14 protein-coding genes are annotated in these 13,322 nt (G+C 54.1%); 7 read left to right on the forward strand and 7 right to left on the reverse strand.

Annotation, left to right across the window (positions count from 1 at the left end; translation table 11 throughout):
* Positions 1 to 2 precede the first annotated feature (2 nt).
* Both GW591_RS04585 and GW591_RS04590 read left to right on the forward strand, forming a co-directional pair.
* Positions 3 to 1,439 carry an amidohydrolase family protein gene (locus tag GW591_RS04585; RefSeq protein WP_166860189.1) on the forward strand — a complete coding sequence of 479 codons (1,437 nt, stop codon included), beginning with the start codon at positions 3 to 5 and terminating at the stop codon, positions 1,437 to 1,439.
* Positions 1,440 to 1,456: 17 nt separating this feature from the next.
* Positions 1,457 to 2,461, forward strand: coding sequence for an isopenicillin N synthase family dioxygenase (locus GW591_RS04590; protein ID WP_119261493.1), 1,005 nt, complete (start codon positions 1,457 to 1,459; stop codon positions 2,459 to 2,461).
* Between the two features lie 58 nt (positions 2,462 to 2,519).
* Here GW591_RS04590 and GW591_RS04595 read toward each other — a convergent pair whose 3' ends face one another.
* Positions 2,520 to 2,708, reverse strand: a complete 189-nt coding sequence (locus GW591_RS04595; protein WP_037034781.1) for a YjfB family protein — start codon at positions 2,706 to 2,708, stop codon at positions 2,520 to 2,522.
* Positions 2,709 to 2,932: 224 nt separating this feature from the next.
* Here GW591_RS04595 and GW591_RS04600 point away from each other — a divergent pair, with 224 nt between their 5' ends.
* A complete protein-coding gene (locus GW591_RS04600; RefSeq protein ID WP_037034780.1) occupies positions 2,933 to 3,472 on the forward strand; it encodes a DUF2058 domain-containing protein in 540 nt (179 codons plus the stop codon).
* 119 nt (positions 3,473 to 3,591) lie between these two features.
* Here GW591_RS04600 and GW591_RS04605 read toward each other — a convergent pair whose 3' ends face one another.
* Genes GW591_RS04605 through GW591_RS04615 form a run of 3 tightly spaced genes read right to left on the reverse strand, consistent with a single transcriptional unit; the run spans position 3,592 to position 6,176 of the window.
* Positions 3,592 to 4,404: a PfkB family carbohydrate kinase gene (locus GW591_RS04605; RefSeq protein ID WP_013575217.1), complete on the reverse strand. Its 813-nt coding sequence runs from the start codon at positions 4,402 to 4,404 to the stop codon at positions 3,592 to 3,594.
* A gap of 11 nt (positions 4,405 to 4,415) precedes the next feature.
* Positions 4,416 to 5,393: an SIS domain-containing protein gene (locus GW591_RS04610; protein WP_119261495.1), complete on the reverse strand. Its 978-nt coding sequence runs from the start codon at positions 5,391 to 5,393 to the stop codon at positions 4,416 to 4,418.
* 3 nt (positions 5,394 to 5,396) lie between these two features.
* On the reverse strand, positions 5,397 to 6,176 hold the full coding sequence (locus tag GW591_RS04615; protein ID WP_112151855.1) for an ABC transporter substrate-binding protein: 780 nt from the start codon (positions 6,174 to 6,176) through the stop codon (positions 5,397 to 5,399).
* 234 nt (positions 6,177 to 6,410) lie between these two features.
* Here GW591_RS04615 and GW591_RS04620 point away from each other — a divergent pair, with 234 nt between their 5' ends.
* Positions 6,411 to 7,154, forward strand: coding sequence for a GntR family transcriptional regulator (locus GW591_RS04620; RefSeq protein ID WP_112151856.1), 744 nt, complete (start codon positions 6,411 to 6,413; stop codon positions 7,152 to 7,154).
* Positions 7,155 to 7,168: 14 nt separating this feature from the next.
* Here the strand turns inward: GW591_RS04620 and GW591_RS04625 are convergent, their stop codons facing one another.
* Positions 7,169 to 7,732: a TetR/AcrR family transcriptional regulator gene (locus GW591_RS04625; RefSeq protein ID WP_015689776.1), complete on the reverse strand. Its 564-nt coding sequence runs from the start codon at positions 7,730 to 7,732 to the stop codon at positions 7,169 to 7,171.
* Between the two features lie 133 nt (positions 7,733 to 7,865).
* Here GW591_RS04625 and GW591_RS04630 point away from each other — a divergent pair, with 133 nt between their 5' ends.
* The 3 genes from GW591_RS04630 (at position 7,866) to GW591_RS04640 (ending at position 10,751) form a co-directional block, all read left to right on the forward strand.
* Entirely contained in the window at positions 7,866 to 8,957 is a 1,092-nt protein-coding gene (locus GW591_RS04630) for an alkene reductase (protein WP_119261497.1), read from the forward strand.
* A 60-nt stretch (positions 8,958 to 9,017) separates the two neighbouring features.
* On the forward strand, positions 9,018 to 9,800 hold the full coding sequence (locus GW591_RS04635; RefSeq protein ID WP_166860191.1) for an SDR family NAD(P)-dependent oxidoreductase: 783 nt from the start codon (positions 9,018 to 9,020) through the stop codon (positions 9,798 to 9,800).
* 132 nt (positions 9,801 to 9,932) lie between these two features.
* The gene (locus GW591_RS04640; RefSeq protein WP_041689081.1) at positions 9,933 to 10,751 is read left to right on the forward strand and encodes an oxidoreductase; all 819 of its coding nucleotides are present in this window, start codon (positions 9,933 to 9,935) and stop codon (positions 10,749 to 10,751) included.
* A 198-nt stretch (positions 10,752 to 10,949) separates the two neighbouring features.
* Here GW591_RS04640 and GW591_RS04645 read toward each other — a convergent pair whose 3' ends face one another.
* Both GW591_RS04645 and GW591_RS04650 read right to left on the reverse strand, forming a co-directional pair.
* Positions 10,950 to 11,735, reverse strand: coding sequence for an NAD(P)-binding domain-containing protein (locus tag GW591_RS04645; RefSeq protein ID WP_015689780.1), 786 nt, complete (start codon positions 11,733 to 11,735; stop codon positions 10,950 to 10,952).
* Positions 11,736 to 11,828: 93 nt separating this feature from the next.
* On the reverse strand, positions 11,829 to 13,280 hold the full coding sequence (locus GW591_RS04650; RefSeq protein ID WP_166860193.1) for an efflux transporter outer membrane subunit: 1,452 nt from the start codon (positions 13,278 to 13,280) through the stop codon (positions 11,829 to 11,831).
* Positions 13,281 to 13,322: the final 42 nt, after the last annotated feature.

A 13,322-nucleotide genomic window follows, 5' to 3' on the forward strand; every position in this document is an offset into this window, starting at 1 on the left:
CGATGTCATCTGACTCTTTACTGATTAAAAATGCGCACGCCATCCTCACCGGTCTGCCGGGAGAAGCCGCGCGTCACGCCGGGCCGGATATCCGTGTGCGTGATGGCGTCATCGAGGCGATCGGCTCCCTGACGGCGTTGCCCGGCGAGCGGCTGATGGATGCCCGCGACTGCGTGGTCTATCCGGCCTGGGTCAATACGCATCATCATCTGTTTCAGTCATTGCTCAAAGGCGAACCGCAGGGGCTGAACAAAAGTCTCACTGCATGGCTAAGCGCGACGCCTTACCGCTTTCGCGCCACGTTTGATGAATCCACCTTTCGCCTCGCGGTGCGTATCGGCCTGACCGAACTGCTGCGTTCCGGCTGCGCCACCGTGGCGGATCACAATTATCTTTACTGGCCGGATATGCCGTTCGATACCTCGGAAATCCTGTTCAGTGAAGGGGAGGCGCTGGGCATGCGCATTGTGTTGTGCCGGGGCGGCGCAACGCAGGGACGGGCGATTGAGCAGGATTTACCGCAGGCGCTGCGACCGGAAAATTTCGATGATTACATGGCGGACATGGAACGGCTGGTTGGCCGCTATCACGATCCGAAACCGGCGTCTCTGCGTCGTGTGGTGATGGCACCGACGACGCTGCTGCATTCGGCGCCCGGTGCGCAGTTGCGTGAAATGGCGAAACTGGCGCGCAGTTTAGGTATCCGGCTGCACAGCCATTTGTCAGAAACCGTGGATTATCTCGATGCGGCGCGCGCTAAATTCGACATGACGCCGGTGCAGTTTTGTGCGGAACACGACTGGCTGGGGGACGACGTGTGGTTTGCGCATCTGGTTAAGTTACTGCCGCAGGAGATTGCGATGCTGGGGCAAACCCGTACCGGTATCGCGCACTGCCCGCAAAGTAACGGGCGTCTGGGCAGCGGCATCGCTGATTTGCTGGCGCTGGAACAGGCTGGCGTACCGGTTTCGCTGGGTGTTGACGGCGCGGCATCCAACGAAGCCGCGGATATGCAAAGTGAAGCGCATGCCGCCTGGCTGTTGCAGCGCGCCCGAAAAGGCATGCTGGCGAAGCCGCGCTATGACGGCGGCACCTTTGAGGGCGGCGGCGATGCGGCATCCATCGAAGACGTGGTGCGCTGGGGCAGCGCGGGCGGGGCGCAGATCCTCGGCCTGCAACAGAGCGGCACCGTGCAGGTGGGCATGCTGGCGGATATCGCCATTTACCGGCTGGACGACCCGCGTTACTTCGGCCTGCACGACATGGCAATCGGTCCGGTGGCCTGCGGCGGCCGCGCCTCACTGAAGGCGCTGATGATCAATGGCCGCGTCATCGTCGAAAACGACGTCATTCCCGGTCTCGATCTGGACGCCATGCGCCATGAGGCAATGTCTGCCGTTCGTACCCTGCAACAGCGCGCTGCGGGTCAACCTAATTGATTCTGAAGGATAAAAAAATGACACAATCCACTCACACATCATCAGCTCAAACACAAGGCTATGCATTACAGGAACTGGAAAAAGAAGCGGGAATGGGCGCGATGGGCGAAGAGACATTTACCCGCGAAGTGCGTTGCATCGATCTTTCAGATTTCGAAAACCGTAAAAATGAGATCGCCGACGAACTCTGGCGTGCAGCGGTGGAAATCGGCTTCTTTCAGGTGAGCAATCACGGCATTGCGCTGGCCGATATCCGTCAGGCATTCAGCATGACAGAAGATTTCTTCTCGCTGCCCGACGAAGTCAAAGCGCAGTATCCGCTGGCGCGTAACGCCGGTTGGGAAAATAAGTCTCAGGTACGTCCGTCGACCCGAACGCCGGATCAGAAAGAGTCCTACCAGATCACCCGTCCGCTGATGGAGTCGCTGTGGCCGGGCGAACAGGAACTGCCAGCCTTTAAAGACACCATGCTGAGTTTTGAATCGCAATGCTGGCAACTGGGCATGAAATTGCTTTCCTGTTTTGCGCTCAGACTGGGTTTCCCCGAACACTTTTTCGAGCAGGCACACAATCCTGATCAGCAAACCTATCAGAGTACGCTGCGTATGTTGCACTACTATGCCACTGAACAATCGGAACAAGGGATGTGGCGTGCCGGTGCGCACACGGATTTTGACTGTCTGACGCTGCTGTTCCAGCGTCCCGGTCAGGGCGGCTTGCAGGTTTGTCCGGGCAAGGATCGCGAAAGCCAGCAGTGGACCAGTATCGAACCGCGCGAAGACGTGATCACCTGTAATATCGGCGACATGCTGATGCGCTGGAGCGACGATCAGTTGCCCTCCAATTTCCATCGGGTGAGAAGTCCGCTGCCCGGCGAATATCAGGGCGCGCGCTATAGCCTGGCGTTTTTCTGTCAGGCTAACAAAGACGTCGAAATTCTGGGGCCGCAGGCGAAGTATCCGGCCATCAGCGCGGAAGCTTATCTGCAACAGCGTATTCAGGCGAATTTCGCTAAAGGGTAAGCGGTCATAAAAAACAAAAAGCCCGCTGAGTTTACTCACGCGGGCTTTTTTGTCTCTGTCAGGCGGTGGTATTGATATTGCGACCGATTGCCGGATTAGCAGGTAACGCGGGGATCGAGTCAATCATGCTGGTCACTGCCGTCTGCTGACTATCCAGCGACTTTTTCAGCAGGATATTGTTGACCTGAGTGCTGGTATCCAGACTATTAAGGCCGGTCGCCAGCGATGCAATTTGCGAAACATCCATTTTGTTCTCCTGTTCGGTACAACATAAAAGGAACTGATGCGGGCGTGAAACTGAAAGGTTATCGGCAGTTTCCGTAATAACTGTAGCGATAAATACAGCAGACCTGGCAGCCGCTTAAAGACGCTCCCGATTCCGCACGCAAGTGGAAAAGGCTCTGTAGCCTGTATCGCCTCAGGAATTACGGTTATAATCGCACAAATTATTCAACGGATTTAGAAACGAAAATGACAAAACTCTCCTTACAAGAGCAACTGCTGAAAGCAGGATTAGTCACCAGCAAAAAAATGGACAAAGTGCAGAGAACGGCGAAAAAATCACGCGTTCAGGCGCGCGAGGCCAGAGAGGCGGTGGAAGAAAATAAAAAAGCGCAGATGGAGCGTGATAAGCAACTGAGCGAACAACAAAAACAAGCTGCCTTATCTAAAGAGTATAAAGCGCAGGTGAAGCAACTGATTGAAATGAACAAAATCGTCATTTCAAAAGGCAATATTGATTTTAACTTCACCGATAATAATCTGATTAAAAAAATGGTGGTGGATAAGACCACCCAGTCTCAGCTGATTAGTGGTCGTCTTGCCATCGCGCGTCTGGTTGCTGATCACAGCGGCGAGACGCAATATGCCATTATCCCCGCAAGCGTTGCGGATAAAATTGCCCAGCGCGATGCCAACAGTATTGTATTAAACAGCGCGCTGAGTCAGGAAGAGCAGGATGAAGAAGATCCGTATGCTGATTTCAAAGTGCCGGATGATTTGATGTGGTAGTTCCGCTTGCCCGGCGCTGCCCGTGACGGATAATGACACTCAGTTACGGGCATCTGCCGGGGCGTCTGAATACAGCCACTTTTCTGCCGCCGCGCGGATCCGGTGTTAACCTGAGACGATCAGTAGGGGATGCCCTCACCAAAAGCGCCGTCAGTTAAACAAATCTCTGCTGCGAAAAGGGCGCCCTGACGCAAGCTTTGGGACAGCGTATCGCCTTTAACATGCGCCAGCAAAAAAGCCGTGATAAAAGCATCTCCTGCCCCAAGCGTGTCTGCCGGCGTGATATTTTCCGATGGCTGACTGATCCAGATACTGCCATTGAACAGTAACGCCCCCTCAGACCCGCGCGTTGCAACAGGCAGGCGACATCCCGCATGCCATGCCGTTTCCAGTATCTCGCGGGTTTCTTCCATGCTGCGTTCAGCGCATGAGAAAAACCCGTAGTCTAACTGACGACATAACGGGCCTATCTTTCCGGCATCAAAATCATCAGAAAAATCATAGGATAAGCTGCCGGGTAGCATACTTAATTCGGGCAATAGCGCATCAACATAGCTATAAGCACTGGTATGTATCAGCGAAAACTGACCTAGCCAGGGCATATCGGTTAACACAAAATCCATCGACGTCGTCTGGCGGATCCCCCCGGCGTTGGAGTCAATAAACCGTCGCTCCCCCTGATCAACGGTCAGACTGGCATAACCATTTTCACCCGGTACAACCCGGCAATGAGAGGTATCAATCTCCCTTGCTGCCAGGACGCGGCGAATATGTTCTGCCGCGCTGTCGTCGCCGAAAACGCCCAGATACGCCGCATTTGCGGATAATAAGCGGGCGTACACACTGAAGTTAAGCGCGTTTCCTCCCGGATAACCGATACCTGTATGGGTATACCGGTCAATCACGTTATCGCCCAGGCCAAGTACTCTCATGTTGTCATCTCCTAATAAGCGACCTGTCCCATGTATCGTCGTGTTTCCAGCGGATGTTGACGTATCTTCGCTAATGCCGCGCGATATTCGCACATAACACTGTAGAAGAGGACGGGGTTAAAATACTCCACCACGCTGGCGGGTATGACGCCAAGCCCCAGCTCTTTTGCATCCACAATTTCCACCTTATTTCCGTACTGCCGAAGGAAATCGCGCACTCTTTCATCAAGTGCCCTGGTGCGGCCTTCGTTCATCATCAGGATCCAGGGGGTATTCATATCTGTCACTTCAAACGGACCATGGAAGAATTCGCCGCTATGAATCGATGCCGCATTCAGCCACTGCATTTCCATTAATGAACATATGGCAAAACCATAAGCATGTCCGTAGGAAGCCCCGCTGGACAGAATGTAGAAAAGTGATTCCCGGCTGTAGCGCTCAGCAAAGGCGGCGCAGCGCGCCTGAACCTGCTGTCTGGCCCGGAAGATAATCCCATCAATTTGCGCCATGCCTGCCTGGAAATCGGCATATCCGTCATAACCCCCGGTCTGTTGCAAGGCTTCGACGCAAAGACTCAAAATGATTGCCATCGGGTTATTAATCACCTGGCTGTCATCTCCCCAGGCATAAAGCAAATTACTGTCAGAAAAGCCGATAAGGTCTGCATTTTCATTGTGCGTCAGTGTCACCGTAACGCTGCCCCGGCTTTGGGCCAGTTTGGCCGCTGCGACAGACTCTGCGGTATTCCCGCCATGTGAGCAAACAATCGTCAGGGATTGAGGGCCTAATGTCTTTGGCGCGGCATGAACAAACTCGTTTGCGGTCATCATGTAACTGTGTAAAGCCGTCGACTCACTGTTAAGAAAATAATTTGCCGGATACATATCCACCAGCGACCCACCGCAGGCCACAAGAAACACCTGGCTCAGTCCCCCCTGCGGGAGGAAGCGCTGTTCGATAAGAGAGGAGATAATTGCTGAAGTATTCATAAATCAGTCACCGTACACATTGAAATTGAAATATTTTTTAGCCAGCCGGTCATAAGTACCGTCATTGCGTATCGCCTTAATCGCCCCGTTGAGTTGTTCCAGCAGTTCGCTATTTTGCTTCGAAATGCCAATACCGGTACCCGGGCCAAAAATGGCATCATCTTTTACCTGCGGTTCAATCAGGCTGAAATTCTTTCCCTGGGGTTTGTCCAGCAACGCGGTGGTCACCACCGTCGCATCGTCCAGCGTCGCATCCAGACGGCCGACGACTAAATCGGCGTAAACTGCCTCTGCTGCGGGATAGGAAACCAGTTCGACGCCTTGTGATTGCCAGTGTTTCTTCGCGTAGGCTTCGAACACTGAGCCTTGCTGCACGCCCACACGCTTACCACGCAGAGATTCGGCCAGAGGTTTGAGGCCGCTGTCTTTTGAAGCCACCAGATACGCCGGTGTGTTGAATAATTTATCGGAGAAGTTGATCGCTTTTTTACGCTCATCTGTAATCGACAACGAAGAAATAATGGCATCGAATTTACGCGCCTGGAGCGCGGGGATCAGACCATCAAATCCGTTTTCAACCCAAACACATTTCGCCTTGAGCTGAGCGCAAATCGCATTACCCAGATCAATATCAAACCCCTGCAGGCTGCCATCGGCAGCTTTAAACTCAAAGGGCGGAAATGTCGCGTCAGTACCAAACCGGATTTGTTGCTGCGCTGATGCGTGACCGGAAAGCCCGATCATCGCAAGGCCAAGGGAAAATAGGGCAAGCGTTTTTTTCATCATTCACTCCCGTTAAATATACCGTAAAATGTACCATGAAAGATATACGCCAGCAGGTAAGAATACGCAATCAATTTAATGATTTTAATCAGGTATAATAATAAGTTATGATGTTATGGTCTGTTTTTTTATCGGTGATTACCGTTCTGTGAAGGATATTTCCGGTGACAGATCAACGACTCATTGGCTAGAATAACTCCTGTTTTTTAATTTTATTGGGCTATAAAACAGACCATGACTGAGTTAAGTGAAAGTAAACGCCGCCCGCGGAAAGCCTATCTGGCGGCCAGGCAAGTGCTGCTGAATTTGTTAAACACGGAATTCAACGAAGGTGATCAAATTCCGGCAGAACGTGATCTGTCGGGCCTGTTGGGTATCAGCAGGATGACATTACGAAAAATTACAGATGAGCTTGTGAGCTGCGGAATGCTGGAAAGGCGGGGAAACCAGGGGACATGGCTGACTGAGACCACGATACAGCGGCCACTGACGCAGACAATCGAGCACGGCATCAGCAAAATCACGGAGTTAAATGGTGCGGTAGCGGGCAGCCGGTTGATTTATTTTCAGGAGGCCCAAGCCAGCCCGCGTATTGCCGCATTACTAAAAATTCAGGCTGGCGACCCTTTGGTGATGATTAAACGCCTGCGTCTCGCTGACGGTGAGCCTTTTTGTCTGGAAACCAGCTACCTGCCAAGGGCGATTATTCCGGACCTGACCGCTGAGATGCTTGAGCAGAGCGGTTCGCTGTATCGTCTTCTGGCAGAAAACTACGGTGTTTTAGGCGTTTCAGACGAAGGCACGCTCCGCGTGACCCTAATGAATGAAGAAGAACAGACGTTATTAAATGCACAACCCCATAGTCCTGCTCTGGTGTATCGGGGGGTGATTACTGACCGCTTGAATCAACCGGTTGAATATTTAGTGTCAGTAAACCATCCCCAGCGGGTGACATTTCGCATAAGCCACGGGAAATAGGTTTCAGTTCAGGCTCATGAATCACCAGACATCCCGGTGCTCAAAATCCGGCTGCGGCAAACCTCCAGAATCTCATCCGCAAGAGACGAATCATCAGGGCAGGCGCGGGATAACACCAGCGCACCGACAAGATGGGCAATCGTGTCAATCAGGTCGGCACGCGTGCTGCCTTCCACCTCTTTTTCGTTTCCTAAAACTGCCAGCTGACGTTCAATTCCGGCGGCAAATGCCGCCCTGATTGACGCAGACTGACGGGCTGTATCGGCGCCCAGTGCCGACATCACGCACCCCTTTCCCATATCAGCCCGATGTTGTCGGGAGAGGTAGTATTCAATAAATTTTTCCCGGTCTACACCTGCCGTGCTTTCTGCGGATCGCCTGAAACCGCAGCTCATCGCCTCCGACATCAGATCAGCCTTGGAACCAAAGTGTTTGTAGAACCCGCCGTGGGTTAAGCCTGCCGCAGACATCAGTTCCGCCACGCCCACGCCATCGTAACCGCGCTCACGAAAAAGTTCTGAGGCCGTTTCTACAATGCGCATCCGGTTTTCCCGAACCTGCTCTTTTGACACTTTCATGCTTTCCTGCCCCTCTCAAAAATAGGGTTTAAGTATACATTGATGATGACCATAATCAAACCGGTTGACTTTATAGATGATGATCATCATCATTATATTGACCTTTGACCCACCACTTAGCAGGCGAATAAACATGACCAACCGACCACTATTTCAACCTTATGATCTTGGCTCAATAACACTGGCCAACCACATCGTGATGGCACCGCTGACACGTAACCGGGCCGGAGCGGGGCTGGTGCCGGGCGAACTGGCGGCGACCTACTACGCCCAGCGTGCCACCGCAGGATTGCTGATTACCGAAGCGACGCAGATCTCCGCACAGGCGCAGGGTTATCAGGATACACCGGGGATCTATACACAAGCTCAGATCGATGGCTGGCGCAAAGTGACTGACGCCGTGCATGCCAAAGGCGGGCGCATATTTGTACAGTTATGGCACGTGGGACGAATTTCGCATGTCGATTTACAGCCCGGTGGCGCTGCGCCGGTTGCGCCGTCCGCCATCCGTGCTGAGACCAAGACCTTTGTGAACAACGGTTTTGCTGATGTCTCTGAACCACGTGCGCTGGCGTTGCAGGAAATACCGGGGATTATCGACGATTTCAGAAAGGCATCGGCCAATGCCATTGCCGCCGGATTTGACGGCGTGGAGATCCACGGCGCGAATGGCTATCTGCTGGAACAGTTCCTGAAAGACGGCGCAAACCAGCGTACCGATGAGTACGGCGGCTCTGTCGGGAATCGTGCGCGCCTGCTGCTGGAAGTCACGGCGGCCGTAAAAGATGAGATCGGCGCAGAACGCACTGGCGTACGCATTTCACCAGTGTCACCTGCTAATGCGATTTCATGCAGTGATCCGCAGCCACAATATGATTACCTCGCTGAACAACTCGATGCATTGGGCATCGTGTACCTCCATGTGGTTGAAGGCGCGACGGGCGGCCCGCGTGATGTATCACCGTTCGATTACGACTCCCTGCGCCGCCGTTTTAAAAACACCTACATCGGTAACAATGGCTATGACCTGGAACTGGCGTCCGCTCAGCTTGCGCAAGGTAAAGCCGATCTGTTCGCGTTCGGTCGTCCGTTCATCTCCAACCCGGATCTGGTTGAAAGGCTGAAGACGGGCGCGCCTCTGGCCTCGCTCAATCCTGAAACTCTTTATGGCGGTGGCGCAGCGGGATATACCGATTACCCGTCGCTGACGGAGACCAGCAAGTAAAGCCCTACCTACATCGCACATTGCGGATTTTGTTTACACATTAAGAAAGAAGATCAACTTATGACTAAAGCTTCAGTTCTCATCACAGGCGCATCCACGGGTATTGGTGCTGTTTACGCGGAACGGTTTGCCCGCCGGGGCCACGACCTGGTTCTGGTCGCGCGCGACAAAGCGAAGTTAGAAACACTGGCCGCGCGTCTGCGACAGGAAAATGGCATTTCTGTCGACGTTCTGCCTGCCGACCTCACGCAAACGCGTGATTTAGCCGCGGTCGAAGCCCGTCTGCGTGAAGACACACGGATTGGCATCCTTATCAATAACGCGGGTATCGCGCAGTCCGGCAGTTTTACCGAGCAGACGCCTGATTCGATAGAAAGCCTTATCGCGCTTAACGTCACCGCCCTGACCAGACTGGCCAGCGCCGTGGCACCACGCTTTGTGCAAGCGGGGGGAGGAACGATCGTCAACATCAGTTCCATCGTCGGACTCGCCCCGGAATTTGCCATGACGGTTTACGGTGCAACCAAAGCCTTTGTGCTTTTCCTGTCTCAGGGAATGAATGTCGAGCTGTCATCTAAAGGCATTTATATCCAGGCGGTGCTCCCTGCTGGCACTTATACGGAAATCTGGGACCGTGCGGGTATCGACATCAGTAACTCGGCAAAATTCATGGAAGTGGGCGAGTTAGTCGATGCCGCACTGGTGGGCTTTGACCGCCGTGAACTGGTCACCATCCCGCCTTTACATAATGCTGCCCGCTGGGACACCCTCGATGCTTCACGTCAGGCGCTGCTCTCAGACATCAAACAAGATGAAGCCGCTGAACGATATAAAACACGGTAATCAATGAGGTGCACTGTGCAGAACGGTCTTCCGGCTGTTCTGCACAGCGGTAAATCCGACATAAATCCCTTACAGCCTGTCGTCTCATCAGCGATGAGAAACCTTAAACACATCATGAAGGCCTTATTCAGCATGACAAAAAAACGTGTAGCACTGGTTACCGGTGCGTCCTCAGGTATTGGCGAAGCGTCTGCCCGTAAACTTTTAGCCGCTGGATTTACTGTATATGGCACGAGCCGGCGTGGTTCACAGGCGGGAAAACATCCGTTTCCGTTACTGACGCTGGATGTGACCGACGACGCTTCTGTCGGAGCCGCCATTGAGGAGTTGCTGCGTCTGGAGGGGCAGATCGATGTTCTGGTGAACAATGCGGGCTTTGGGGTCGCTCCGGCGGCGGCGGAAGAAAGTTCTGTCGATCAGGCCAAACACATTTTCGACACCAACTTTCTGGGCATCGTCAGGTTGAGCCGGGCAGTGATCCCTCATATGCGCCGTCAGGGCAGCGGACGCATCATCAATATCGGTTCGATACTCGGCATCGTTCCGTTGCCGTATGTGGCACTTTATGCGGCCAGTAAGCATGCGGTGGAAGGGTATTCGGGTGCACTGGATCATGAACTGCGCACGCAGGGCATCAGAGTTTCTGTCATCGAACCTGCTTACATGAAAACACAGTTTGAAGCCAATAATATCGAGCCGGATGCCAGGCTTGAAGAGTATGACCAGATCCGGGCTAAGCTGACGAAAGTGGTGAGCAAGGCAATGGCTGAGGCGGAAAGTCCGGAGGTGGTGGCTGACGTGGTGGTTAAAGCGGCTCAGACTTCACGTCCAAAGATTCGCTATACGGCGGGAAAGCTGGCTGGTCAGTTGAATTTTATTCTCAGATTCGCCCCTGCGTCATTCCTGGATAAGGTGGTGCGCAAAAGTCTTCAGCTTGATGCGAAAAAATAAATGAAGAATAAGACGATGAAAGCATTTACGTTTAAACGCTACGGTAAATCCCTGAGCCGAACACTAATCAGATATCTTTGACACTGACGCCTGTTTGGCGCAGGCGGATGCGCCGGTTAATCCTGAGGATTTTAGCGGTCAAAAACGACACTCTGAGTTCGGAGTGTCATTCGACGTTGGAAAAAAGAGTATTTCATTTCAGCGGGTTATTTGCGCAGCGGGGTTTTCCTGAATTTCCGATAAAACCGTATCAGAAGCCACATGCCAGGGGGTAAGCGCCGCCATTCGTGCAAGAACCTCAACCCCCTGCGACATACCGGGTGCAGCAGATGACATATCCTGCCCCAGTTCGCCGAGGTTGATGGACGGGTGATAACCCGCATATTCAGCACAGTCTTTCAGACCGTTAAGGACAAGCTGGCGGGCAGTGTCATCCGCCATACCTTTCCCGGTCAGCCAGCACGCTAAGCCTTCCGCCAGAAAATAAAAGCCATGACTCATACAAAGACTGACCGTGGCTAAGTCAAAGTCCTGCTCGTCAGGCAAGACGGTCAGTGGACCCAGCAGGGAAAATAAACGCTGAACCTCTTGATCAGCACCAGTCAGGATCACGCTCGATTTATTGATTTCAGCGGCGAAGGAAAACATCAGTCTGACACAATCAGTGTGTCTGAATAGCTTTCGCAGACTCTGTGAGGGCAGCCCCGGCACCAGTGAAACCAGCGTTTGCGCGCTTCGCAACTGCACCTGATTGGCCATTTCATTCAGAGCATGGCGATCCACGCCGGTAATAATGACATCAGTCTCATTGATGACATCCTGGTAACTGTCCAGCGTCCAGCAGGGGAACTCTCTTCCCAGCTTGCGCACGCGTTCGTTGTTTCCCGAAACCAGAAATACCTCTGCATCAGGCGCGGCAAGAAACAATCCTCGTACCAGTTTTTCAGTTAACGCGTCTACCTCCAGAATACCTATCCTTTTCATCAGTCCCCCGGTTATCAGTACGGCTCTGTCGTGTTATCTACGGTAAAAAGGTCGTCACGTCTGTGACACAAGTAAGGGAAGATCTGCGGCATCTTATGGTGTGGCCGTTTCCGGTGGCTGCCAGCCTCCGCCGAGCGCCCTGAACGTTGCAACAGCCGCGCGCGCAGATTCTGTCTGCGCCTGCGCCCTGGCGTCGGAAGCCTGTAACAGGGTTTCATCGTTGTGCAGGACGTCCATCAGGCTGGCCGTTCCCTGCCGGTAAGCGATAAAAGATGACTGGCGGGCGCTGGCCAGGGCGGTTTCACCGCGGGTCAGCGTGGCGGCCTGTGTTTCACGATTGACCAGAGCAGAGAAAGCATTTTCGACGTCTTCGGTGGCGCGTAATACCGACAGGCGATAGGCCGCGAGCGCTTCGGCTTCCTGGCCTTTCGCCTGATCTATCTGGGCGTTGATGCGACCAAAATCGAAGAGCCGCCAGCGCAGTCCCAGCACGGCTGCCGACTGGCTGGCACCGCCGGAGAACAGGTTGTCGCCCGACACAGCCGTCGCGCTGCCGAGCAGGGCACTGAGTGAAAACTTCGGATAATACTCACTGACCGCCACGCCGATACGTGCACTCGACGCCGCGAGATGGCGCTCCGCCACGATAATATCGGGTCTGCGGCGCAACAGGTCGGCAGGTGTGCCCGTTGAGGTTATCTGCGGAGCCTGCGGTATGGCACCCGGCAACGCTAACTGACTGCGATGGGTGCCGGGAGGCGTGCCGAGCATGACATCTAATGCATTCATCGCCGCATCAAGCCCGGTACGGAGAACCGGTACGGTTGCCTGAACCTGCGCCAGTTCCCCTTCGGTCTGGCGAACCTGATACGCCGGAGCCAGTCCTTTAGCGTTCAGGAGTTGTACCTTTTCCAGCAGCTCCTGCTGCGTACTGACCTGTTTCTCCGCGATGGACAGCCGGGTTTGTAATCCGCGCAGGGTGATATAGGTATCGGCAGTCTGAGCCGCGACGGCAAGACGGGTGGCGGCGACGCCCGCTTCGGAAGCCTGATAGTCAGCCAGTGCAGCCTGACGCCCGCGTCGCAGCCCCCCAAATACGTCAATCTCCCAGCTTGCGTTGAGATCGGTTTCATAGCTATTGCCGTAGCGATTATAATCCGGCGTTGCGCTGAGAACCTGACCCAGCGGGGTTTCGGCCGACTGATACGCGCGTGCCGCTTGCCCGCTGACGTTCCCTGAAGGTAACAGCGCTGCTGTGGCCGCGCCCAGTCCGGCGCGTGACTGGGCCATGCGGGCGGTGGCCTGTGCGAGATCGAGATTCTGCGCGAGGGCGTCGGTAACGTACTGACTTAACAGGGGATCGCCGAAGCCGTCCCACCAGACGGCAAAACTGGCGGGTCTGGAGGCGCTTCTCTGCTGGACGGCAGACTGTGCCTGATAGCGTTCAGGAAGGGGGGCATCCGGGCGATGATAATCCGGCCCGACGGCGCAACCCGCCAGTAAGACGCTGCTCACCACCAGTGCAAGAGTACGGAGGGGGAACATTGATATTCCTTGAGTCAGTTTTGAAGTGTGACTACATTACCA

Source organism: Rahnella aceris (genome assembly GCF_011684115.1).
Classification (GTDB): Bacteria; Pseudomonadota; Gammaproteobacteria; order Enterobacterales; family Enterobacteriaceae; genus Rahnella; species Rahnella aceris.